Raw genomic sequence first — 23,774 nt, forward strand, 5'->3', positions numbered from 1 at the left:
GTCCTCACCGGAGCGCGAACCACAGCTCCATCCGCGCGTCCGCGTCGTCCAGGTCGCGGCCGAGGAGGACCGCGCAGCGGGCGATCCGCTGCCGGACCGTGTTGCGGTGGACGCCCAGCGCGGCGGCCGTGCGGTCCCAGCTGCCGTGCAGGGACAGCCAGGTGCGCAGCGTCTGCGCCTGCGGCTCGCTGAGGGGAGCGAGAAGCACGCGCGCGTGGGCGGCGGCCTCGTCCGGGTCCACCAGACCCGCCAGGCCGTTCGCCCGGTGCCGAACCAGCGGGACCCGGGTCGCCTCCGCACGGCGCAGCGCCCGCGCGGCCTGGGCGTCCGCCGCCGGGAGGGCGTCCGGGGCGGCGGGGGCGCTCACGCCGAGCGTCCAGCCCGGCTGGACGGTCGCCGCCGCGCCCGGCGGCAGCAGGAGCCGTACCGTCGGACCGGCCTCCACCAGGTCCGTGCCCAGCGCCGCCGCCAGACCGGCCGCCGCGAAGGGGGTACCGTCGCCGCCCCGCGCGTGCGCCACCGTCCACGGGCCGGGGGAGAGCGCGGCGGCCGTCTCCGCCGCCGGGGCGCCGAGCAGCAGCCCCGTCAGGGCCGCGTCCCGCACCGACACGTCGCCGGCCCCGTGCGGGGCCGTCAGCAGGGACAGCAGCACCACCGCCACCCCGGCGACCGTGTGGTCGCCGGGGTCGCGCCGTTCCGTCGCCACCCCCAGGGTCAGCCCGTCGCCGCCGCCGAGCGCGTACGCCGCGAGCTTCAGCCCGCCGCCCTCCCCGCTCGCCGACGCCGGTCCGCCCGGCCGCGGCCCGACCACCCCGGCGAGGTCCGCCAGCGCACGCGCCGCCTCGGGCCCGAGCTCACGGCCGGCCGCCGCCGACTCCGTGCCGTCCACGCCGTACAGCACCGCCCGGCCGCCCAGCCGGGAGGCCAGGGCGCCCAGCACCGCCGGGACCGGCGCCGGCCGGGCCGCGGCCGTGGCGAGCGACCGCTGGGCCTCCGTCACCCGGCGCAGCTCGTGCAGACGGGCCTCCGCCATCAGCCGCCACAGCGCCCGCGCCACCGCCGTGAACGGCGTCCGGGGCGGCACCTCGATCAGCGTCAGCCCCTGCCGGACGCATGCCTCGACCAGCTCCGCCGGCACCGTGTCGTACACCGGCGTCACCCCGAAGCCGAGCGCCGCCGCCCCCGCCTCCACCACCCGCTCCACGTACCGCGCCGGATCCGTCAGCTGCACGCCCGCCGTCATCAGCAGCTCGCCGCCGAGCAGGTACGGGTACGGGTCGGCCATCTCCGAGGTGTGCACCCAGTGCAGCGCCACGTCCTCCGGACCGGCGAGCAGCCGCAGCCCGAGCTCCCGGCGGGCGAGCAGCGCGGCGAGGGGGACCGGGGGGGTCGGGGGAGTGGCGAGCGAACGCGAGAGCGTCACGACATGGTCCCTTCGTACATCTCAGACCCCTTCGATGGAGGAAAAGTACACTTCAATGTGGCTTCCGGGCGATTTACGGTCGAGCCGAACCCCGACGACAGCCCAGGAGGCACCGACCATGAGCAGCGACCAGAACACCCCGCGCGGCCCGATCGACTCGTCCCGCGTCCCGCGGTACGCCGGTCCCGCGACGTTCGCCCGCCTGCCGCGGCTCGACGAGGTCGGCACCGCCGACATCGCCGTGGTCGGCGTCCCCTTCGACTCCGGCGTCTCCTACCGCCCCGGCGCCCGCTTCGGCGGCAACGCGATCCGCGAGGCCTCCCGCCTGCTCCGCCCGTACAACCCGGCGCAGGACGCCTCCCCGTTCGCCCTCGCCCAGGTCGCGGACGCCGGCGACATCGCCGCCAACCCGTTCAACATCAACGAGGCCGTCGAGACCATCGAGGCCGCCGCCGACGAGATCCTCGGCACCGGCGCCCGCATGATGACCCTCGGCGGCGACCACACCATCGCCCTCCCGCTGCTCCGCTCGGTCGCCAAGAAGCACGGCCCCGTCGCCCTGCTCCACTTCGACGCCCACCTGGACACCTGGGACACCTACTTCGGCGCCGAGTACACCCACGGCACCCCGTTCCGCCGCGCCGTCGAGGAGGGCATCCTCGACACCGAGGCCCTCTCCCACGTCGGCACCCGCGGCCCGCTCTACGGCAAGCAGGACCTCACCGACGACGAGAAGATGGGCTTCGGCATCGTCACCTCCGCGGACATCTACCGCCGCGGCGCCGACGAGGTCGCCGACCAGCTGCGCCAGCGCATCGGCGACCGCCCGCTCTACATCTCCATCGACATCGACTGCCTCGACCCGGCCCACGCCCCCGGCACCGGCACCCCCGAGGCGGGCGGCATGACCTCCCGCGAGCTCCTGGAGATCCTCCGCGGCCTCTCCTCCTGCAACCTCGTCTCCGCCGACGTCGTCGAGGTCGCCCCCGCCTACGACCACGCCGAGATCACCGCGGTCGCCGCCTCCCACACGGCCTACGAGCTGACCACGATCATGAGCCGCCAGATCGCGGCGAGCCGATAATTCCCGGGGGTGCCCGGCCGGACCGGGCCGGGCACCCCTCGCGCACGATCGACCACGACGCCCAGGGGACCCCGACATGACCCACGACCACGACCTGGTCCTGCGACCGACCGCCGCCCAGATCGAGGCCGCGCTGAACCCGCCCGCGGGGCGGACCGGCGGCGACCTCGTCATCGAGACCCTCACCGGCCTCGGCGCCACGACGGTCTTCGGTCTCCCCGGCCAGCACGCCCTCGGCATGTTCGACGCCCTGCGCCGCTCCTCGCTGAGGTACGTCGGCCTCCGCGTCGAGAACAACGCGGGCTTCGCCGCCGACGCCTACGGCCGCGTCACCGGCGAGGCGGCCCCGCTGCTGCTCTCCACCGGACCCGGCGCCCTCATGTCGCTCGCCGCGCTCCAGGAGGCCGCCGCCGCCTCCGCGCCGGTCCTCGCCATCGGCAGCCAGATCCCCGCCGCCGGACTCGGCGGCGGCCGGCACGGCCATCTCCACGAGCTCCGCGACCAGCAGGCCAGCTTCCGGGACGTCGTGAAGTCCGTCCACACCGTCCGTACGCACTCCCAGATCCCGTCCGCGATCGCCGCGGCCTGGGAGTCGGCGCTCACCGCCCCGCACGGCCCGGTCTGGGTCGAGATCCCGCAGGACGTGCTCCTCGCCGAGACCACCCTCCCGGTGGTCACGGCCATGGACGCCACGCCCGAGGACATCGTCCCGCGCCCCGAGCTGACCGCCCTCGCCGCGCACCTGCTGTCGACGGCCGAGCGCCCGGCGATCATCGCCGGCGGCGGGGTGGTCCGCTCCGACGCCTCCGGCAAGCTCCTCGCGCTCGCCGAACGCCTCGACGCGCCGGTGGTCACCACCTTCGGCGGCAAGGGCGCCTTCCCGTGGGAACACCCGCTCTCCCTCCAGTCCTGGCTGGAGGACCGGCACACCACCGACTTCCTGGAGGACGCCGACGTCGTCCTCGTCGTCGGCTCGGGCCTCGGCGAGCTGTCCTCGAACTACCACACCTTCGCCCCGCGCGGCCGGGTGATCCAGATCGAGGCGGACGCGGGCAAGCTGGAGTCCAACCACCCGGCGCTCGGCATCCACGCCGACGCGCGCCTCGCCCTCCAGGCGCTCCTGGAGACGGCCGGGGAGCGCACCGACACCACCGCCCCGGCCCGGGTCCGCGCGGTCCTGGACAAGGTCGCCGACCGGCTGGCCGCGCAGGACCTGGACCTGGAGCGACGGATCGTCGCCTCGGTCCGCGAGGCGCTGCCCTCCCGGGCGCCGAGCTTCTGGGACATGACGATCCTCGCCTACTGGGCGTGGTCCGCCTTCGACGCCCGGCACCCCAACACGATGCACTCCGCGCAGGGCGCCGGCGGCCTCGGCTACGGCTTCCCGGCCGCCCTCGGCGCCGCCGCCGCCGACCCGACGACCCCGGTCCTCGCGGTCTCCGGCGACGGCGGCGCGATGTACTCGATCGCGGAGCTGGCGACGGCCAGGCAGTACGGCTTCGACGTCACCTGGCTGATCGTCGACGACGGCGGCTACGGCATCCTGCGCGAGTACATGACGGACGCCTTCGGCGAGGCCACCGGCACGGAGCTGGCCCGGCCCGACTTCGTCGCCCTCGCCGAGTCCTTCGGCGTCCCCGCCGTCCGCACCACCCCCGACACCCTGACCGCCGACCTCTCCGAGGCCCTGGCCACCCCGGGCCCCTCGGTCGTCGTCCTCCCGGCCCTCCTGAAGATGTTCGAACCGACCCACCTCTGAGCGGACCGCCCCGGCCCGGGGGCCGGAGCGCCGCGAGGGCCGGCCCGCCGGGACCGCCCTCGCCGTCTTCCGCGCCCTCGCGGCCGGGGCCGGACCCGTGACGTACCGCGGCCGCCGGCAGGCGCCCGGCCGGCCCCGGGGTCCTAGGACTTCAGGCCCGTCTTTGTTGCGGCGGGATGAAATCGCACGTCGGGCACGTTGTGGCCTTCCGGCAGACCAGGACGGACGGGAGGCGCCACGTGACGGTGGTGGGGCAGCAACGGCAACAGGGGTGGGCGCGGCGGCTGTGGTCGTACGCCTGGCGGTACAAGACGGACGTCGTGCTGGCGCTCGGCTCGTCGCTGGCCGGCATGGCGCTGCTCGCGTTGGTGCCGCTCATCACCAAGGTGATCATCGACGACGTGATCGGCGCCGGTTCGCGGTCGCTCGCCGTGTGGACCGGGCTGCTCCTCGGCGCCGCCGTGCTCGTCTACGTCCTGACCTACATCCGCCGCTACTACGGCGGCCGGCTCGCGCTCGACGTGCAGCGGGACCTGCGCGACGACATGTACGGGACGATCCTGCGGCTCGACGGGCGGCGGCAGGACGAGCTGTCCACCGGGCAGGTCGTCGGGCGCGCCACCAGCGACCTCCAGCTCATCCAGGGCCTGCTCTTCATGCTCCCGATGACGATCGGGAACATCCTCCTCTTCGTCATCTCGCTGGCCGTCATGGCCTGGCTCTCGATCCCGCTGACCCTCGTCGCCCTCGCCGTCGCCCCCGCCCTGTGGTGGATCGCCAAGCGGAGCCGCACCCGGCTCCACCCGGCCACCTGGGCAGCCCAGCAGGAGGCCGCCGGTGTCGCCGGCGTCGTCGACGGCGCCGTCACCGGCGTCCGGGTCGTGAAGGGCTTCGGGCAGGAGGACCAGGAGACCGGCAAGATCCGGGAGGCGGGGCGGAAGCTGTTCGCCGCGCGGCTGCGGACCATCCGGCTGAACTCCCGCTACACCCCCGCCCTCCAGGCCGTCCCCGCCCTGGGCCAGGTCGCCGTCCTCGCGCTCGGCGGCTGGCTCGCCTACAAGGGCCAGATCACCCTCGGCACCTTCGTCGCCTTCTCCGCCTACCTGGCCTCCCTGGTCGGCCCGGTCCGGATGCTCGCCATGGTCCTCACCGTCGGCCAGCAGGCACGCGCGGGCGTGGACCGGGTCGTCGAGCTGATCGACACCGAGCCGGCCATCGCGGACGGCACCAAGGAACTGCCGGCCGACGCCCCCGCCACCGTCGAGTTCGACGGCGTCACCTTCGCGTACGGCGACGGGAAGCCCGTCCTCGACGGCTTCTCGCTGGAGCTGCGGGCCGGCGAGACCGTCGCCCTCGTCGGCTCCTCGGGCTCCGGCAAGTCCACCGCCTCGCTCCTCCTGCCCCGCTTCTACGACGTCGACCGGGGCGCCGTCCTCGTCGGCGGCCACGACGTCCGCGAGCTGACCCTGGAGTCCCTGCGGGCCGCCATCGGGCTCGTCCCGGAGGACTCCTTCCTCTTCTCCGACACCGTCCGCGCCAACATCGCGTACGGCGTCCCCGACGCCACCGACGAGCAGATCGAGGCCGCCGCCCGGGCCGCCCGCGCCGACGGCTTCATCGCCGAACTGCCCGAGGGCTACGCCACCAAGGTCGGCGAGCACGGCCTCACCCTCTCCGGCGGCCAGCGCCAGCGGGTCGCGCTGGCCCGCGCGATCCTCACCGACCCCCGCCTCCTCGTCCTCGACGACGCCACCTCCGCCGTGGACGCCAAGGTCGAGCACGAGATCCACGAGGCACTGAAGGCCGTCATGGCGGGCCGGACCACCCTGCTCATCGCCCACCGCCGCTCCACCCTCGGCCTGGCCGACCGGATCGCCGTCCTCGACGGCGGCCGGCTCGCCGACCTCGGCACCCACGAGGAGCTGGAGAAGCGCTCCGCGCTCTACCGCCGGCTCCTCACCGACCCGGACGAGCTCGGCGGCGTCTCCCCCGGCCACGTCCTGAGGACCGGCCCCGCGCCCCGGGAGGACGACCCGCTGCGGGCCGAGCTGGACGCCGAGTTCGACGCCGAGCGGGGCATCACCCCGGCCCTGTGGGTACGGGACGAGACCGCCGACCGCGCGGCCGAGACGGCCGGAGCCACCCCCGAGCTGCTGGCGGCCGTCGCCGCCCTGCCGCCCGCCGCCGACACTCCCGAGGTGGACGAGTCCCGCGCCGTGGAGCCGGAGACCGGCTACGGACTCCGCCGGCTGCTGCGCGGCTTCGGCGCGCCCCTCCTCATCAGCCTCGGCCTGGTCGCCCTCGACGCGGGGGCCGGGCTGCTCCTGCCGGTCCTGATCCGGCACGGCATCGACGAGGGGGTGAACCGCCTGGCGGTCGGCGCCGTCTGGTCCGCCTCCGCGCTCGCCCTGGTCACCGTCCTCGTCCAGTGGGTCGCGCAGACCGCCGAGACCCGGATGACCGGCCGCACCGGCGAGCGGGTCCTCTACGCGCTCCGCCTGAAGATCTTCGCCCAGCTCCAGCGGCTCGGCCTGGACTACTACGAGCGCGAGCTCACCGGCCGCATCATGACCCGGATGACCACGGACGTCGACGCGATGTCCACCTTCCTCCAGACCGGTCTGGTCACCGCCTTCGTCTCGGTCGTCACCTTCTTCGGGATCATGGTGGCGCTGGTGGTCCTCGACCTCCAGCTGGCCCTGGTCGTCTTCGCGACCCTGCCGGTCCTCGCCGTCGCCACCTACTACTTCCGCCGGTCCAGCGTGAAGGCGTACGAGCTGGCCCGCGAGCGGATCAGCGTCGTCAACGCCGACCTCCAGGAGTCCGTCGCCGGCCTGCGGATCGTGCAGGCCTTCGGCCGGGAGCGGGCGGGCGCCGCGCGGTTCGCGGAGCGCGGCGAGTCCTACCGGGACGCGCGCGTGCGCGGCCAGTGGCTGATCTCGGTCTACTTCCCCTTCGTCACCCTGCTCTCCTCGGGCGCCGCCGCGGCCGTCATGATCGTCGGCGCCAACCGGATCGAGGCCGGCACCCTCACCACCGGCGCCCTCGTCGCCTACCTCCTCTACATCGACCTCTTCTTCGCCCCCGTCCAGCAGCTCTCCCAGGTCTTCGACGGCTACCAGCAGGCCGCCGTCTCCCTCGGGCGCATGCGGGAACTGCTCCAGGAGCCGACCTCCACGGCCCCGGCCGAGGAGCCCCGCGAGGTGCTTTCGCTGCGCGGCGAGATCGCCTTCGAGTCCGTCTCCTTCGCCTACGGCACCGAGGAGGCCGCGCTGACCGGGATCGACCTGCGGATCCCCGCCGGTCAGACGGTCGCGTTCGTCGGCGAGACCGGCGCCGGCAAGTCCACCCTGGTCAAGCTGGTCGCCCGGTTCTACGACCCGACCTCGGGCCGGGTCACCGCGGACGGCGCCGACCTGCGCGACCTGGACCTCACCTCGTACCGGCACCGGCTCGGCGTCGTCCCCCAGGAGGCGTACCTCTTCGCCGGGACGGTCCGCGACGCCATCGCCTACGGGCGGCCCGGCGCCACCGACGCCGAGGTGGAGGCGGCGGCCCGCGCGGCCGGCGCGCACGACATGATCGCCACCCTCGACGGCGGCTACCTCCACGAGGTCGCCGAGCGCGGCCGGAACCTCTCGGCCGGCCAGCGGCAGCTCATCGCCCTCGCCCGGGCCGAGCTGGTCGACCCGGACGTCCTCCTCCTCGACGAGGCCACGGCCGCCCTGGACCTGGCCACCGAGGCCCAGGTGAACGCCGCCACCGAGCGGCTCTCCGGCCGCCGCACGACGCTGATCGTCGCCCACCGCCTCACCACGGCCGCGCGCGCCGACCGGGTGGTCGTCATGGACCACGGCCGGGTCGCCGAGGACGGCAGCCACGACGAGCTCCTCGCCCTGGACGGCCGGTACGCGACCCTGTGGCGCACCTTCATCGGCGAGGCGGAGCCGGAGGAGGAACCGGCCGCGATCTGAGTACGGGGGCTCATGACGGGGCCGGGGCGGCCCGGGTTGGATCGGTGGCATGAACGACACCGGCGGCCCGAACGCCCCCGCCCCGGCCCCCGCGACCCCCGCCGATCGCCCGGACGCGCCCGGTGCCCCCGCCCCGGACACGGACCCGGCGCCCGCCGCGATCCCCTACCTGGAGGCCCGGGCGCTGCGCCGCGCCGCGCTCTGGGCCGGGCTGCTGTTCCTGCCCGCGACGCTCCTCGGCGTGATGCTGGTCCTCTCCACCGAGGCGGGCTCGGCGTGCGTGATGCGCGGGACCTGCCGGGAGATCCCCGGCTGGCTGTACGCGACCACCCTGGCCGTCGCGGGCGGCGCCTGGCTGCGGGCGCTCACCGTCCCGGACGGGGCCCCGCCCACCCGGGCCCGCCGGGCCGCCCTGTGGACGCTGATCGGCGCGGAGTCGATCTTCCTCTGCCTGGTCATGGGCTACTTCCTGCCGTGACGGCGACCGCCGGGGGCAACCGTACGGACGTCCAGGACGTCGTAAGCCTGTACGGGCGAACGGACGGCGGGGGAGGAACGGGCATGTCCGGAGGCACAGGGGACCGACGGCGGGCGGCGCACGCGCAGGCGGCCCCCGGCAGACCCCGCGCCGCCGCGCCCGCGGCCCTGCCGGCACCCGCCCCCTCCCGCACGCCCGCGCCCGTGCCCGCCGACGGCGTGGCCCGGGACGGCCTCCGGGGTCCGCTCGCCGCGCTCCGCAGCGGCCTCGCGCGGGCCGTGGCACGCGCGCGCGTGCACCCCGTCGCGTACGGCCTCGTCCTCGTCCTCGCCGCCGGGCTCCTGACGCTCGCGGGACCGGGCACGGGCACCGCCGACGCGGTCTCCGTCTGCCACGGGCGGCCCGCCCGCACGGTGTCCTTCAGCACCGGCGAGCTGCGCCTCTACCGCACCCGCCACTACGCCTGCGCGCTCGTCCTCGCCAAGCGGCCCGGCGCGCCGCGGCCCATGAAGGTCACCCTCCAGCCGCGCGGCGGCCGGGCCGCCGTCGTCTCCGGGCGCTGGAGCCGGCAGGCCGGTCCGGTGACCGTGCACGCGCTCAACCGCTGCGTCCGCGCCACCGCGACCGTCTCCGGGCGCTCCACCGCCACCGGCTGGATCCTGTGCTGATGCAGAGGTAAGGCTCAACCGGGTCTGGCGGCCCGGACGTTCACCCCGCTAGGTTCACGGCACCGTTGTGAATCATGGGAGGGTGCATGCGTAAGTCGCTGAGACTGATGCTGTCGCTTTCGGTGCTCATAGGCACCGTGGGCTCCACCGGCGTGGCCACCGCCACCGCCGCCGGCACGGAGTCCGCCGGCATCGTCGCCGACGCGCCGGGCCCGGACATCAAGGACCGCCTCCTGGCGATCCCCGGGATGAGCCTGATCGAGGAGAAGCCGTACGCCGGCTACCGCTTCCTCGTCCTGAACTACGAGCAGCCGATCGACCACAAGCGGCCCTGGGCCGGCACGTTCCAGCAGCGGATCTCGGTGCTCCACAAGGGCACCGACCGCCCCACCGTCTTCCGCACCAGCGGCTACGGCCTGAGCACCACCCCGAGCCGGGCGGAGCCGACCCGGATCATCGACGGCAACCAGATCTCCATGGAGTACCGCTTCTTCACGCCGTCCCGTCCGGCGCCCGCCGACTGGTCCAAGCTCGACATCTGGCAGGCCGCCACCGACCAGCACCGGATCTTCACCGCGCTGAAGAAGGTCTACGGCGAGAACTGGCTCTCCACCGGCGGCTCCAAGGGCGGCATGACCGCCACCTACTACGAGCGCTTCTACCCGCGCGACATGGACGGCGTCGTCGCCTACGTGGCCCCCAACGACGTCGTGAACAAGGAGGACTCGGCCTACGACCGGTTCTTCGCGAACGTCGGCACCAAGGAGTGCCGCGACCGCCTGAACACCATGCAGCGCGAGGCCCTGCTGCGCCGCGGCCCGCTCCAGGAGAAGTTCAAGGCGTGGGTCGCGACCGAGGGCGCCACCTTCCACACGGTCGGCTCGCTCGACAAGGCGTGGGAGGCGACCGTCCTCGACTTCGTCTGGGGCTTCTGGCAGTACTACGGCGAGGACGTCTGCGACACGATCCCGGACGCGCGGACCGCGAGCGACGACACCGTCTACGAGACGATCGACGCCTACGCCGGCTGGGGCGCCTACACCGACCAGGGCCTGGAGTACTACACGCCGTACTACTACCAGGCGGCCACCGAGCTCGGCTCGCCCAGCATCAAGCAGCCGCACCTGCGCGGCCTGAGCCGCTACGGCTACCAGCCCGCCTCGAACTTCGTGCCCCGCGAGATCCCCATGAAGTTCAAACCGCAGGTGATGCGGGACGTCGACGACTGGGTCCGGAAGAACGCGAACCGGATGCTCTTCGTCAACGGCGAGAACGACCCGTGGAGCGCCGAGCCCTTCCGCCTCGGCAAGGGCGCCCGGGACAGTTACGTCTTCACCGCGCCGGGAGCCAACCACGGCGCGAGTGTCGCCGGACTCGCCGACGCCGAGCGCGAGAAGGCCACCGCCCGCATCCTGGCCTGGGCCGGTGTGGACGCCCCCGCGGTCGAGGCGGCCCGGCCGCTGGCGCGCTTCGACGCCCGCCTGGACAAGCCGGTGGACGACGACGTGACGAAGGAGCACGGCCTGCGGCCGTAGCCCCGCCGGTGGGGTGCGGCCCGTGAGGGAGCCGCACCCCGCCCGTCAGTACGAGAGGCCGAACCCGACCGGGTAGAGCGTCACCGCCGGGTCGTCGGCGCTCCGCACCGGCACCGGCAGCCGTCCGCGCGGTCTGGCCCGCCCGGCCAGCACCCGCACGGCGGCGCGGAGTTCCACGTCGGTCCAGGAGTAGGCGGCGAGGGTGGCCCGCTGCCCGGAGATCCGGGCCACGTCGTACGGGTTGCGGATCGCGACCGTCACCACCGGCACCCCGGTCGCCACCAGCCGCGCCACCAGCGTCCGCTGCGGGCTCGCCGCCGTGACGTTGTACGTGCCCACGACGATCACGTCCTGGCCGGCCGCCGCCGCCACCGCCTCCTCGATCCGGTCCGCCGTCGGGGTGATCCCGGTGGACAGCACGGTGGGCGTGAAGCCCAGTTCGCGTAGCGCCCCGCCTAGGGTGGTGGTCGGCGGTCCCGTCGTCCCGGACGGGGAGGCGGGGTCGGCGCCGACGACCAGGACCTTCCCGTGCGAGGCCGGGCGCAGCGGCAGGAAGCCGTCCTCGTTGACCAGCAGCGTGGTGGTCCGCTCGGCGATCCGGTCGGCCTCGGCGAGGTGCCGGGCGGTGCCGACGGTCGCGGCCACCTCCCGCCGGCTCGTGTACGGGTCCGTGAGGAGGCCCCGCCGGGCCTTCAGCCGCAGGATCCGCAGAACCGATTCGTCGAGGCGCTCCTCTGTCAGCTCCCCGCCGCGCACGGCCGCGATCACCGCGTTCCAGGCCACGTCGAGCTTCGGCGGGTTCAGCAGCTGGTCCACGCCGGCCTTGAGGGCCAGCACCGGCACCCGGTCGTCGCCGTACTTGGTCCGGACGCCCTGCATGTCGAGGGCGTCGGTCACCACCACCCCGTCGTAGCCGAGCTCCTCACGGAGCACACCGGTGAGGATCGGGTACGAGAGCGTCGCCGGGTCCTCGGACGGGTCGAGTGCCGGGACGACGAGATGGGCCGTCATGATCGCGTCGATGCCTGCGGCGATCGCGGCGCGGAACGGCGGGGCGTCGAGCTCGGCCCACTGCGCGCGGGTGTGGGTGATGACCGGCAGGCCGTAGTGGCTGTCCACGGCCGTGTCGCCGTGGCCGGGGAAGTGCTTGGCGGTGGCGGCGACGCCGGAGCCCTGGTAGCCGCGGATCTGGGCGGTGACCAGGGCGGAGACCGCGCGCGGGTCGGAGCCGAGGGAGCGGACGCCGATGACCGGGTTGGCCGGGTTCACGTTGACGTCGGCGACGGGGGCGTAGTTCTGCCGGATGCCCAGCGCGGCGAGTTCGGCGCCGGCGATCCCGGCCGCCCTGCGGGTGTCCGCCGGGGAGCCGCCCGCGCCGAGCGCCATCGCGCCGGGCAGCAGGGTGGCGGGCTCGCCGACCCGGCAGACGATGCCGTGCTCCTGGTCGGTGGAGATCAGCAGGGGCACGGGGGTGCCCCCGGAGAGCGCGGCGGTCTGGATGCCGTTGGAGAGCGCCGCGATCTGCTGCGGGTCGCGGGTGTTGTGCGCCCAGGCGAAGTAGATGACCCCGCCGAGGTGGTAGCGCTCGATCAGCTCGGCGGCCGTACGGACCCCGAGCTCACGGAGGTTGGCGTCCACGTCCGCCTGGTCGGGGGCGGTGGCCGAGTGGCCGTACACCCGGGAGACGAAGACCTGGCCGACCTTCTCCTCCAGCGACATCCGCCCGACGATCCGGCGGAGCCACCGCTCGGTCCTGGCGTCGGTGGCGGGGGCGTGGGCGGCGGCGGGGGTGACGGCTCCGGTGGCCGCGGCGGCGGCCGCGGCGGCGGTGACGGCGAGCAGGGTGCGGCGGGTGGGGGCGGGGTGGGGCACTGGTGCTCCTTCCGGCCGTGCAGGGTGACAGCGGAGACGGCAGCGAGGGGTGAAAGAAACTGCCAAGACGAACGGATAGTCTGAAAGTAACTACCAGGTCAAGGATTCCCGCACGAATCGCCGAAGAAGAGGGAGCGGGGGAGGGGGAGGGAGGGGCTCGGGAGGGGGGAGGGTGAAGGGGGAGGGGCGGGGTTCCGCGCCGGTTCAGGCCGCCGCCGCGATCGACGGCCACAGCTCCTGGAGCGTACGGACCGTCTCCCGGATCGCCGGGCGGCGCGCCGCACCCGTCCGCCACAGCGCGTGCAGCCGGCGCGTCGGTGCCGGGTCGAGCCGCAGCGGCGCCACCTCGGACGGCAGCCCGCCGCGCCCGAGCCGGGGGACGAGCGCGATGCCGAGACCGGCCGCGACCAGCGCGACCTGTGTGTGGTTCTCCTCCGCCTGATGGACGATCAGCGGCTCCACCCCGGTCGCCCGCAGCGTCCGCTCCAGCCAGTCGTGGCACACCGTCCCCGGCGGCTGCGAGATCCACCGCTCGTCCGCCAGCTCCTCCCGCCGCACCGACCGCCGGCCCGCCAGCGGATGGTCCCGGTGCACCAGGATGTCGCAGCCGTCGTCGCCGATCACCGCCTGCTCCACCCCGGGAGGCGCCGGAAGCGGGGCGATGTCCCAGTCGTGGGCGACCGCGAGGTCGAGCACCCCGCGGCCCACGAGATCCACCGACAGGTGCGGGTCCACCTCGGTCAGCCGGGCGTCCAGACCCGGATGGCGGACGGCCAGGTCCGCCAGCACCCGGGGCATCAGGCCGCGTGCCGCGCTCGGGAAGCAGCCGATCGACAGCCGTCCGGCCGGCAGCCCGCGCCGCTCCTCCAGGCGTACCTCCGCCTCCTCCACCAGGGCCAGCAACTCGCGTGCGGTGGAGGCGAGTTGGCGCGCCTCGTCAGTGAGGCGGACGCCCCGCCCGCTCCGTTCGAGCAGGGTCGTCCGGGTCTCCCGTTCCAGCTTCGCGATCTGCTGCGACACCGCCGACGGGGTGTAGCCGAGCGCCGCCGCGGCGGCGCCCACGCTCCCGTGGACGGAGACGGCGTGCAGAGCGCGCAGACGGCCGAGATCGAGCACGGGAACCTCCGGTGGGCGGCTGGGGCGGCTGGGACGGCTTGGGCGGCTTGGGCGGCTGGGCTGGCTGGGACGGCTTGGGCGGCCTGGACGGCTCGGACTGTTCGTGCGGCCCGGGCGGCCCGGGCGGAGTGCGCGGCGGGACGGGTGGGGCAGGTGGGGCAGTCGGAGCAGGAGGATGTAGCAACACTTCATCCAACCATGAAGAGACCTGTGCTGGTGCTACACGGTCCCGGCCGGTCATGCTCGCCTGCATGCGCCCCGCACACATCGCCCTCGCCGCGCTCGTCGCCGCGGTCTGGGGGGTCAACTTCGTCGTCATCGAGATCGGCCTCGACCACTTCCCGCCGCTGCTCTTCTCCGCGCTCCGCTTCCTCGTCGCCGCCCTGCCCGCGGTCTTCCTCGTCGGTCGCCCCAAGGTCGCCTGGAAGTGGATCATCGCCGTCGGACTCGCCCTGGGCGTCGCCAAGTTCGGCCTCCTCTTCCTCGGCATGGACCTCGGCGCCCCCGCCGGGCTCTCCTCTCTGGTGCTCCAGGTGCAGGCCGTCTTCACCGCCCTCCTCGCCTTCGCCGTCCTCGGCGAGCGCCCCGCCCGGCGCGCCCTCCTCGGCATGGCGGTCGCCCTCGCGGGCATCGGAGTCGCCGCCGTCGACGAGGGCACCTCGGGGCCGGTCACCGGCTTCGTCCTGGTCATCGCCGCTGCCGCCGCCTGGGGTGTCTCCAACGTCTGCACCCGCAGGGCCGCCCCGCCCGACGCGCTCAACTGGATGGTCTGGGTCAGCACCGTCCCCGTCCTGCCGCTGCTCGGCCTGTCCCTCCTGCTGGAGGGCCCCGAGCGGGACCTGGCCGCGCTGCGCGCCCTGGACTGGACCGGCGTGGGCGTCATCGTCTACGTCGCCTGGGTCGCCACCGTCTTCGGCTTCGGCGCCTGGGGCTGGCTGCTGCGCCGTCACCCCGCCTCCTCCGTCGCCCCCTTCTCGCTCCTCGTCCCCGTCTTCGGCATGTCCTCCGCCGCGCTCTTCCTCGGCGAGCCGGTGAGTCCGCTGCGCTGGGTGGCGGCGGCGCTGCTCGTCGGCGGAGTGGCGCTGACGTCCCTGGCGGCGCGGAAGCCGGGGTCTCCGGAGCCGGACCGGAAACCGCTGGTGCGCCGGTCGCCCGCCCCCGTATCGTCCGTGGCTCCGTCGGCGGCTCAGCCCGCGGCTCAGCCCGTGGCTCAGTCTGCGGCTCCGTCGGCGGTTCAGCCCATGGCTCCGTCCGCGGCTTCGCCCGGGGCTTCGTCCGTGGCTCCGCCCCGCGAGGAAAGGCCCGTATGACCTTCGAGCACGTGACCGTCGACACCGCCGTCCCCGCGCCCGGCGCGCTGCTCCTCGCCGGCATCCCCGGCAGCGGCAAGTCGACGGTGTCGGCGGCTCTCGCCGCGCGGTTCGCGCGTGCCGCGCACATCGAGGTCGACCACCTCCAGGAGCTGATCGTCAGCGGCGGCCGGTGGCCGACCCCGGAGGGCGACCCGGAGGCGGACCGCCAGATCCTCCTGCGCGCCCGGGGCGCCTGCCTCCTGGCGGGCAGCTTCGCCGCCGCCGGCTTCCTGCCGGTCCTCGACGACGTGGTGGTACGCCGCTCCCACCTGGACTTCTACCGGAGCGCGATGGCGGCGGTCCCGCTCCGGGTGGTGATCCTGGCCCCCGGCCCGGACCGGGCCCGGGAGCGCAACGACGCCCGCCACAAGCGCCTCACCACCGACTGGTCCTTCCTGGACGAGGCCATGCGCGCCGAACTCTCCGGCCAGGGCGTCTGGATCGACAACGGCGACCGGACGGTCGAGGAGACCGTCGACGCGGTCCTCGCGGCGACGGGCCTGGACCCCGCCGCCGGGTAGCTCAGTCCCCGGCGCGCGGGAACCCGTCGGTCTTCACGACGATCTCGCGGCCTTCGAGGGGGAGGACCAGATCCTCGCCGAAGGGGATCTTCTCCTCCTGCGCGTAGGTGCCGGCAGCCGTGGGGTCACGGTGCATCGTGCAGGTTCGGTCGGACGGATCGATGATCACGTACAGCGGAATCGTGCTCCTGGCGTACATCCGGAACTTCTTCTCGAAGTCGTTGTCCCGGGTGCTCGCGGAGACGACTTCCAGGACTGCTTCGAGGTCGTGCCACTCGTATCGGCCGCGGCTGTTGAGCTCGGAGCCGGGCGCGACGACGGCGAGATCGGGCGCGTAGCCGTACAGGCTCGACGGGAAATCGATCATGACGTCCGAGAGGATCTCGCCGTGGCCTGCGAGCTGCTGCTCGATCTGGGGCGCGGCTTTGAGGATCACCTTCCACTGATCCCTGCCTTGCGGCGTCATGATGATCTTCCCGTCTGTGATCTCGACGTGATAGCCGCTGGGCAGCTTGGCGTCCTCCAGCGCGTCCCACGCGCTCCGGGCGTCCACCTCTGTCGTCGTCATGCGGGCCTCCGTATGCCGTCGAGTCCCACGATAGCCGGGTTCATCCCCGCGGGACCGCCGTCGAGTCCCTGACGACCAGCTCGCCCGGGACCGCCTCCGCGCCGCCCGCCGGAGCCTCCTCCGTGCCCATGGCCAGCCGCCCGGCGCGCACCCCCGACTCGTGGAGCGGGAGGCGTACGGTCGTCAGCGCCGGCACCGCGTCGACCGAGAACGGGAGGTCGTCGAAGCCGGCCACCGAGACGTCGCCGGGGATCGACAGGCCCCGTTCCCGCAGGGCGGCGCAGACGCCCAGCGCCACCGTGTCGTTGGCGGCGACGATCGCCGTGAGCTCCGGTTCGCGGTCCAGGAGCCCGGCGACGGCCGCGTGGCCGGCGGCCCGGTCGTACGGGCCGTGGACGGTCGGCCCCTCGGCGACGCCCGCCGCCGCGAGGGCCTCCCGGTGGCCCTCCAGGCGGTGGCGGGTGGTGGTGCGGTCGGCGGGGCCCGCGACGTAACCGATCCGGGTGTGGCCGAGGTCGAGCAGATGGCGGGTGAGCCGGCGGCCCCCGGCGCGGTTGTCGAAGACCAGCGCGGCGGTGTGCGCGTCCCCCGGTGCGGGCGGCCGGCCGCACAGCACGACCCGTGTCCCGGCCTCGGCCATCCGGGACAGCTTGGCGGCGGTCGCGGCCAGGTGCTCCGGGTCCTCCAGCGAGCCGCCCATGAGGATGACGGCGGCGGCGCGCTGCCGCTGGAGCAGCGTGAGGTAGGTCAGCTCGCGCTCGGGGGAGCCGCCGGTGTTGCAGACGACGGCCAGCTTCTCGCCGCCCGCCCGGCCCGATCCGCCCTCGCCGATCGCGCTCTGCGCCGCGCTCGCCATGATCCCGAAGAAGGGGTCGGCGATGTCGTTGACCAGTACCCCGACCAGATCGGAGGTGGCGGCGGCGAGCGAGCTCGCGGGCCCGTTGAGGACGTAGTCCAGCTCCTCGACCGCCTTCAGGACCCGTTCCCGCGTCGACGCGGCCACCGGGTAGTTGCCGTTCAGGACCCGGGAGACGGTCGCGGGGGAGACGCGGGCGCGGGCGGCCACGTCCGACAGCGTGACGGTCATCGCGTGCGTACCTCCAGGGCCTTGTCCGGCGTGATGTCGGCAGGCTAGCGTCATCCGTGGCAGAAAGCGCTTTCTATCGTCGCGTCGAAAGCGCTTTCCGTCCTTTTTCCACGCCAGAACGAGGGCGCAGGCCCGTCGGGGAGGAACAATCCATGACACGCAGGACAGTCCGCATCGCCATGAACGGCGTCACCGGACGCATGGGCTACCGCCAGCACCTCGTCCGCTCGATCCTCGCCCTCCGCGAGCAGGGCGGCCTCGACCTCGGCGACGGCCAGGTCATCTGGCCCGAGCCGGTCCTGGTCGGCCGCCGCGAGCACGCCCTGCGCGCCCTCGCCGAGAAGCACGGCCTCACCGAGTGGTCCACCGACCTCGACGCCGTCCTCGCCGACGACTCCGTCGACGTCTACTTCGACGCCCAGGTCACCTCCGCGCGCGTCGATGCCCTCACCAAGGCGATCGAGGCCGGCAAGCACATCTACACCGAGAAGCCCACCGCCGCCGACTTCGCGGGCGCCCTCGACCTCGCCCGGCTCGCCGCGGACAAGGGGATCAAGCACGGCGTCGTCCAGGACAAGCTCTTCCTCCCCGGCCTGCTGAAGCTCAAGCGGCTCATCGACGGCGGCTTCTTCGGCGAGATCCTGTCCGTGCGCGGCGAGTTCGGCTACTGGGTCTTCGAGGGCGACTGGCAGGAGGCCCAGCGCCCCAGCTGGAACTACCGCTCCGAGGACGGCGGCGGCATCGTCGTCGACATGTTCCCGCACTGGGAGTACGTGCTCCACGAGCTCTTCGGCCGGGTCACCGCCGTCTCCGCCGAGATCGCCACCCACGTCCCGCGCCGCTGGGACGAGGAGGGCAAGCCGTACGACGCCACCGCCGACGACGCCGCCTACGGCACCTTCCACCTGGAGGGCGGCGCCATCGCCCAGATCAACTCCTCCTGGGCGGTCCGCGTCCACCGCGACGAACTCGTCGAGTTCCAGGTCGACGGCACCGAGGGCTCCGCCGTCGCCGGGCTCCGCGACTGCCGGGTCCAGCACCGCGGACTCACCCCCAAGCCGGTCTGGAACCCCGACATCCCCGCCACCTACTCCTTCCGCGACCAGTGGCAGGAGGTCCCCGACAACGCCGAGTTCGACAACGGCTTCAAGGCCCAGTGGGAGCTCTTTCTCCGCCACGTCGTCCTCGACGAGCCCTACCACTGGGACCTGCTCGCCGGCGCCCGCGGCGTCCAGCTCGCCGAGCTCGGCCTGAGATCCGCCGCCGAGGGCCGCCGCCTCGACGTCCCGGAGGTCTCCCTGTGACCCTCCACCTCCCCCTCCCGGGCGGCGGCACGCGCGCGTACCGGCCCCGCGCCGAACCGCTCGCCCCCGCCGCGGCAGGCCCGCCGACCTCCCGCACCGTCTTCTCCGCCGCCCACGTCGTCGCCGACCCCTACGCCGACACCACCCCCGACGGCCCCGCCGCCGTCGACTGGGACGCCACCCTCGCCTTCCGCCGTCACCTGTGGTCCCACGGGCTCGGCGTCGCGGAGGCCATGGACACCGCCCAGCGCGGCATGGGCCTCGACTGGACGGGCGCGGCCGAACTGATCCGCCGCAGCGCCGCCGAGGCGAGGGCCGTCGGCGGCCTGATCGCCTGCGGGGTCGGCACCGACCAGCTCACCGGCCCCGCCACGCTGCCGGAGATCCGGGCCGCGTACGAGGAACAGCTCGCCGTCGTCGAGGAGTCCGGCGCCCGGGCGATCCTGATGGCCTCCCGCGCGCTGGCCGCCGCGGCCGCCGGCCCGGAGGACTACCTCGACCTCTACGGCCACCTGCTGCGCCAGGCAGCCGAGCCCGTGGTCCTGCACTGGCTGGGCCCGATGTTCGACCCGGCCCTGGAGGGGTACTGGGGCTCCGCCGACCTCGACGCGGCCACCGAGACGTTCCTGGAGGTCGTCGCCGCCCACCCCGACAAGGTCGACGGCGTCAAGATCTCCCTCCTCGACGCGGGCCGCGAGGTCGCGCTCCGCCGCCGCCTCCCCGAGGGCGTCCGCTGCTACACCGGCGACGACTTCCACTACCCGGAGCTGATCGCGGGCGACGACCAGGGGTTCAGCCACGCCCTGCTCGGCATCTTCGACCCGCTCGGCCCGCTGGCGGCGGAGGCGGTCAGAACCCTCGACACCGGGGACACGGACGGCTTCCGCAAGCTCCTCGACCCGACGGTCGCCCTCTCCCGGCACCTCTTCGAGCCGCCGACCCGCTACTACAAGACGGGCGTCGTCCTCCTCGCCTGGCTCGCGGGCCACCAGGAGCACTTCACCATGGTCGGCGGACTCCACTCGGCCCGCTCCCTGCCGCACCTGGCCCGCGCCTACGAACTCGCCGACGGCCTCGGCCTCTTCCCGGACCCGGCCCGCGCGCAGGCCCGGATGAGCGCCCTCCTCACCGTGCACGGAGTCCCTCAGTGAACCTCGACCGCCTCAGCATCAACCAGATGACGGTGAAGCAGCTCCCGCTGCCCGCCCTGGTGGAGGAGTGCGTCCGCCTCGGCGTCCCCGGCATCGGCCTCTGGCGCGACCCGGTGAAGGAGTACGGGATCGAGGCGGCGGCCACCCTGGTGCGGGACGCCGGTCTCGCCGTCACCACCCTCTGCCGCGGCGGCTTCTTCACCAGCGACGGCTGGGAGGCCGACAACCGGGCGGCGATCGACGAGGCGGCGGCGCTCGGCACCGACACCCTCGTCCTGGTCTCCGGCGGACTGCCCGCCGGCAGCCGCGACCTGCCCGGAGCACGCGCGCGCATCGCGGACGCGATCGGCGCGCTCGCCCCCTACGCGGGCGCGCGCGGGGTCCGCCTCGCCATCGAGCCCCTCCACCCCATGTACGCCTCCGACCGCTGCGCGATCTCCACCCTGGACCAGGCCCTGGACATCGCCGAGCGCTTCCCGGCCGAGCAGGTCGGCGTCACCGTCGACACGTACCACCTCTGGTGGGACGAGCGCGCCCCGGCGGCGGTCGAACGCGCGGGCGCGCAGGGCCGCATCCACTCCTTCCAGCTCGCCGACTGGACCACCCCCCTCCCGGAGGGCGTCCTCCACGGGCGCGGGCAGCTGGGCACCGGCGTGATCGACCTGGGCCGGTGGGCGTCGCTCCTCGACCGGGCTGGCTACACGGGCCCCGTCGAGGTCGAGCTCTTCAACGCCGGTCTCTGGGCGAGGGACGGGGTCGAGGTGCTGGAGGAGACGGTGGACGCGTTCCTGAAGGTCTGAGCCGCGGCTTGATTCTGGATCTTGGATCCAGGAGGTGGGATCCAGGATCCGACCTCCAGGATCCAGGATCCATACGCCTGGATCCAAGATCCAAGATCCTGGATCCCATGGGCCACGCCCCCGCGTGCGCGGCGGGGGCTCTCCCGGCCCGGCCCCGTGTGCGGCGGGGCCGGGCTACTTCTTCCCGCCGCCCAGCAGGTCGCCCAGCCCCCCGCCGCCCTTCTTCGCCGTGGCGCGCCGCGTCAGGACCGCGAGCACCACGGGGACCAGCAGGTCCACCGCGCGGTTCACGGTGGCCGGGGGGAGGCCGGTGCGCTTGGCGACGGCGTTGGCGGCGGGTCTCGCCAGCTTGGCGAGGACGCCGGCCATCAGGCCGCCCGCCGCGAGGCCGCCGAAGGAGGCGACGCCCTGGAGCGGCGGCTCCTCGGAGGTGACCTCGTCGACGGCGGCCTTGACCTCGTCCGCGCTGCCCGGTTCCGCCGCCGCCTGCCGCAGCTCGCCGGACAGCTCCGCGACCGAGCCGTCGACGAGCGCACGCGCGCCGGCCGTGTCGGTGCCGGCGAGCGCGGCGATCTCCGCCAGACGGTCCTCGCCGAGTTCGTCCAGGACCTCGTCCTGGAAGGAGTGACTGCTCTCGCTCATGACCGAAACGCTACGGTTCATCCCTCTGATCGGCACCCCGGGGCGGGAGTTGTCCACAGGTCCGCCCGCCCTGTCGGTGGCCTTCGCTACCGTCGGGCCATGTCCAACGAGGGTCAGTCGCACCGCCCCGCCGTGCTGGAAGGCGTGCTGGAGAGGATCACGTACGCCAACGAGGAGAGCGGCTACACGGTCGCCCGGGTCGACACCGGCCGAGGCGCCGGCGACCTGCTCACCGTCGTCGGCGCCCTGCTCGGCGCCCAGCCGGGGGAGTCGCTGCGGATGGAGGGGCGCTGGGGCTCCCACCCGCAGTACGGCCGGCAGTTCCTGGTGGACAACTACACGACCGTGCTGCCCGCCACCGTCCAGGGCATCCGCCGGTATCTCGGCTCCGGGCTGATCAAGGGTATCGGCCCCGTCTTCGCCGACCGCATCACGACCCACTTCGGCCTGGCGACCCTCGACGTCCTGGAGGAGGATCCCGGCCGCCTCATCGAGGTGCCCGGCCTCGGCCCCAAGCGGACCAGGAACATCGTGGGCGCCTGGGAGGAGCAGAAGGCGATCAAGGAGGTGATGGTCTTCCTCCAGACCGTCGGCGTCTCCACCTCCATCGCCGTCCGGATCTACAAGCAGTACGGCGACGGCTCCATCTCCGTCGTGCGCGACCAGCCGTACCGCCTCGCCGCCGACGTGTGGGGCATCGGCTTCCTCACCGCCGACCGGATCGCGCAGGCCGTCGGCATCCCGCACGACAGCCCCGATCGGGTGAAGGCCGGGCTCCAGTACGCCCTGTCCCAGTCCAGCGACCAGGGGCACTGCTTCCTCCCCGAGGAGCGGCTGATCGCCGACTCCGTGAAGCTGCTCCAGGTGGACACCGGGCTCGTCATCGAGTGCCTCGCCGAGCTGGCGGAGGACCCCGAAGGGGTGGTCAGGGAGACGGTCCCCGGCCCGGAGGGCGCCCCGGTCACGGCCGTCTACCTGATCCCCTTCCACCGGGCCGAGCTCTCCCTCGCCGGGCAGCTGCGGCGCCTGCTGCGCGCCCCGGACGACCGGATGCCCGCCTTCCGGGACGTGGCCTGGGACAAGGCGCTGGCGTGGCTCGCGGACCGTACGGGGGCCACCCTGGCGCCCGAGCAGGAGCAGGCCGTCCGGCTCGCCCTGACGGAGAAGGTCGCGGTCCTCACCGGCGGCCCCGGCTGCGGCAAGTCCTTCACCGTCCGCTCCGTCGTGGAGCTGGCCCGGGCCAAGAAGGCCAAGGTGGTCCTGGCGGCGCCGACGGGCCGCGCGGCCAAGCGGCTGGCGGAGCTGACCGGCGCCGAGGCGTCCACCGTCCACCGCCTCCTGGAGCTGCGGCCCGGCGGGGACGCGGCGTACGACCGGGACCGGCCGCTCGACGCCGACCTCGTGGTGGTCGACGAGGCGTCGATGCTGGACCTGCTGCTCGCGAACAAGCTGGTCAAGGCGGTCGCCCCGGGTGCCCACCTGCTCCTGGTGGGGGACGTCGACCAGCTGCCCTCGGTCGGCGCCGGCGAGGTCCTGGGCGACCTCCTGGCCCCCGGCAGCCCGGTCCCCGCGGTCCGGCTGACCCGGATCTTCCGCCAGGCGCAGGAGTCCGGCGTGGTGACCAACGCGCATCTGATCAACGCGGGCACCCCGCCCCGCACCCAGGGGCTTCCGGACTTCTTCCTCTTCGCGGAGGAGGAGACGGAGGACGCGGCCCGGGTCGCCGTCGAGGTCGCGGCCCGGCGGATTCCCGCCAGATTCGGCCTCGACCCGCGCCGGGACGTGCAGGTCCTCGCCCCCATGCACCGCGGCCCCGCCGGCGCGGGCGCGCTGAACGGGCTGCTCCAGCAGGCGATCACCCCGGCCCGCCCGGACCTCCCGGAGAAGCGGTTCGGCGGCCGGGTCTTCCGCGTGGGGGACAAGGTCACCCAGATCAGGAACAACTATGAGAAGGGGGCGAACGGGGTCTTCAACGGTACGGTCGGGGTGGTGACCGCGCTGGACCCCGTGGAGCAGTGCCTCACCGTGCGGACGGACGAGGACGAGGAGGTGCCGTACAGCTTCGACGAGCTGGACGAGCTGTCCCACGCCTACGCGGTGACCATCCACCGTTCGCAGGGCAGCGAGTATCCGGCCGTGGTGATCCCGGTCACGATGAGTGCGTGGATGATGCTCCAGCGGAACCTGCTCTACACGGCCGTGACCCGGGCGCGGAAGCTCGTGGTGCTGGTCGGCTCGCGCCGCGCGATCGCCCAGGCGGTCCGTACGGTCTCTGCGGGCCGGCGCTTTACCGCACTGGCTCACCGGCTCACAGGGGGTGCCCCCGTGTGAAAGATCACGGAGGACTACCGGAACCGGGGCGAAGGGGGCAGGATGAGCAGGTTGGCGGCACTGAGTGCCGCCGATTGGCCCAATGGCGACCCCGAGTGCACTCTCCTGA

18 protein-coding genes are annotated in these 23,774 nt (G+C 74.0%); 12 read left to right on the plus strand and 6 right to left on the minus strand.

Annotated elements, in window-relative coordinates:
* Window positions 1–4 precede the first annotated feature (4 nt).
* The gene (locus tag ACF1BN_RS04850; RefSeq protein WP_392330150.1) at window positions 5–1,423 is read right to left on the minus strand and encodes a PucR family transcriptional regulator; all 1,419 of its coding nucleotides are present in this window, start codon (window positions 1,421–1,423) and stop codon (window positions 5–7) included.
* Window positions 1,424–1,541: 118 nt separating this feature from the next.
* Between ACF1BN_RS04850 and speB the strand changes: the two genes are divergently transcribed.
* The 6 genes from speB to ACF1BN_RS04880 all read left to right on the plus strand — a co-directional run bounded on the left by speB (window position 1,542) and on the right by ACF1BN_RS04880 (window position 10,921).
* The gene (speB, locus tag ACF1BN_RS04855) at window positions 1,542–2,507 is read left to right on the plus strand and encodes an agmatinase (protein ID WP_392330151.1); all 966 of its coding nucleotides are present in this window, start codon (window positions 1,542–1,544) and stop codon (window positions 2,505–2,507) included.
* 76 nt (window positions 2,508–2,583) lie between these two features.
* Entirely contained in the window at window positions 2,584–4,266 is a 1,683-nt protein-coding gene (locus ACF1BN_RS04860) for a thiamine pyrophosphate-binding protein (protein WP_392330152.1), read from the plus strand.
* 248 nt (window positions 4,267–4,514) lie between these two features.
* The gene (locus ACF1BN_RS04865; protein WP_392330483.1) at window positions 4,515–8,240 is read left to right on the plus strand and encodes an ABC transporter ATP-binding protein; all 3,726 of its coding nucleotides are present in this window, start codon (window positions 4,515–4,517) and stop codon (window positions 8,238–8,240) included.
* Window positions 8,241–8,289: 49 nt separating this feature from the next.
* Entirely contained in the window at window positions 8,290–8,718 is a 429-nt protein-coding gene (locus ACF1BN_RS04870; protein ID WP_392330153.1) for a hypothetical protein, read from the plus strand.
* 293 nt (window positions 8,719–9,011) lie between these two features.
* Complete coding sequence (locus ACF1BN_RS04875; protein WP_392330484.1) at window positions 9,012–9,386, plus strand: hypothetical protein; 375 nt, start codon at window positions 9,012–9,014, stop codon at window positions 9,384–9,386.
* A gap of 86 nt (window positions 9,387–9,472) precedes the next feature.
* On the plus strand, window positions 9,473–10,921 hold the full coding sequence (locus tag ACF1BN_RS04880; protein ID WP_392330154.1) for an aminopeptidase: 1,449 nt from the start codon (window positions 9,473–9,475) through the stop codon (window positions 10,919–10,921).
* 45 nt (window positions 10,922–10,966) lie between these two features.
* Here ACF1BN_RS04880 and ACF1BN_RS04885 read toward each other — a convergent pair whose 3' ends face one another.
* A complete protein-coding gene (locus tag ACF1BN_RS04885; RefSeq protein WP_392330155.1) occupies window positions 10,967–12,793 on the minus strand; it encodes a glycoside hydrolase family 3 protein in 1,827 nt (608 codons plus the stop codon).
* A gap of 204 nt (window positions 12,794–12,997) precedes the next feature.
* Window positions 12,998–13,909 (minus strand): LysR family transcriptional regulator, encoded by a 912-nt coding sequence (locus ACF1BN_RS04890; protein ID WP_392330156.1) that lies wholly within the window; start codon window positions 13,907–13,909, stop codon window positions 12,998–13,000.
* A gap of 251 nt (window positions 13,910–14,160) precedes the next feature.
* On the opposite strand from ACF1BN_RS04890, the gene ACF1BN_RS04895 reads away from it, so the two are divergent.
* Window positions 14,161–15,219 (plus strand): EamA family transporter, encoded by a 1,059-nt coding sequence (locus ACF1BN_RS04895; RefSeq protein WP_392330157.1) that lies wholly within the window; start codon window positions 14,161–14,163, stop codon window positions 15,217–15,219.
* Window positions 15,216–15,782 (plus strand): AAA family ATPase, encoded by a 567-nt coding sequence (locus ACF1BN_RS04900; protein WP_392330158.1) that lies wholly within the window; start codon window positions 15,216–15,218, stop codon window positions 15,780–15,782. Before ACF1BN_RS04895 ends, ACF1BN_RS04900 begins: the two co-directional genes overlap by 4 nt.
* A 1-nt stretch (window position 15,783) precedes the next feature.
* Here the strand turns inward: ACF1BN_RS04900 and ACF1BN_RS04905 are convergent, their stop codons facing one another.
* Window positions 15,784–16,350 (minus strand): Uma2 family endonuclease, encoded by a 567-nt coding sequence (locus tag ACF1BN_RS04905; RefSeq protein WP_392330159.1) that lies wholly within the window; start codon window positions 16,348–16,350, stop codon window positions 15,784–15,786.
* A 40-nt stretch (window positions 16,351–16,390) separates the two neighbouring features.
* On the minus strand, window positions 16,391–17,437 hold the full coding sequence (locus ACF1BN_RS04910; RefSeq protein WP_392330160.1) for a LacI family DNA-binding transcriptional regulator: 1,047 nt from the start codon (window positions 17,435–17,437) through the stop codon (window positions 16,391–16,393).
* Between the two features lie 152 nt (window positions 17,438–17,589).
* On the opposite strand from ACF1BN_RS04910, the gene ACF1BN_RS04915 reads away from it, so the two are divergent.
* The 3 genes from ACF1BN_RS04915 to ACF1BN_RS04925 are packed head-to-tail and all read left to right on the plus strand — an operon-like array spanning window position 17,590 to window position 20,692.
* Window positions 17,590–18,741, plus strand: a complete 1,152-nt coding sequence (locus tag ACF1BN_RS04915) for a Gfo/Idh/MocA family protein (RefSeq protein ID WP_392330161.1) — start codon at window positions 17,590–17,592, stop codon at window positions 18,739–18,741.
* Window positions 18,738–19,892 carry a dihydrodipicolinate synthase family protein gene (locus tag ACF1BN_RS04920; protein ID WP_392330162.1) on the plus strand — a complete coding sequence of 385 codons (1,155 nt, stop codon included), beginning with the start codon at window positions 18,738–18,740 and terminating at the stop codon, window positions 19,890–19,892. The genes ACF1BN_RS04915 and ACF1BN_RS04920 overlap by 4 nt, the downstream gene beginning before the upstream one ends.
* 26 nt (window positions 19,893–19,918) lie before the next feature.
* A complete protein-coding gene (locus ACF1BN_RS04925) occupies window positions 19,919–20,692 on the plus strand; it encodes a sugar phosphate isomerase/epimerase family protein (RefSeq protein WP_392330485.1) in 774 nt (257 codons plus the stop codon).
* A gap of 174 nt (window positions 20,693–20,866) precedes the next feature.
* On the opposite strand, the gene ACF1BN_RS04930 is transcribed toward ACF1BN_RS04925, so the two are convergent.
* On the minus strand, window positions 20,867–21,334 hold the full coding sequence (locus ACF1BN_RS04930) for a DUF937 domain-containing protein (protein WP_392330163.1): 468 nt from the start codon (window positions 21,332–21,334) through the stop codon (window positions 20,867–20,869).
* Between the two features lie 99 nt (window positions 21,335–21,433).
* On the opposite strand from ACF1BN_RS04930, the gene ACF1BN_RS04935 reads away from it, so the two are divergent.
* Window positions 21,434–23,665: an ATP-dependent RecD-like DNA helicase gene (locus ACF1BN_RS04935; RefSeq protein ID WP_392330164.1), complete on the plus strand. Its 2,232-nt coding sequence runs from the start codon at window positions 21,434–21,436 to the stop codon at window positions 23,663–23,665.
* Window positions 23,666–23,774: the final 109 nt, after the last annotated feature.

Source organism: Streptomyces sp. NPDC014861 (assembly GCF_043081625.1).
Lineage (GTDB): Bacteria > Actinomycetota > Actinomycetes > Streptomycetales > Streptomycetaceae > Streptomyces.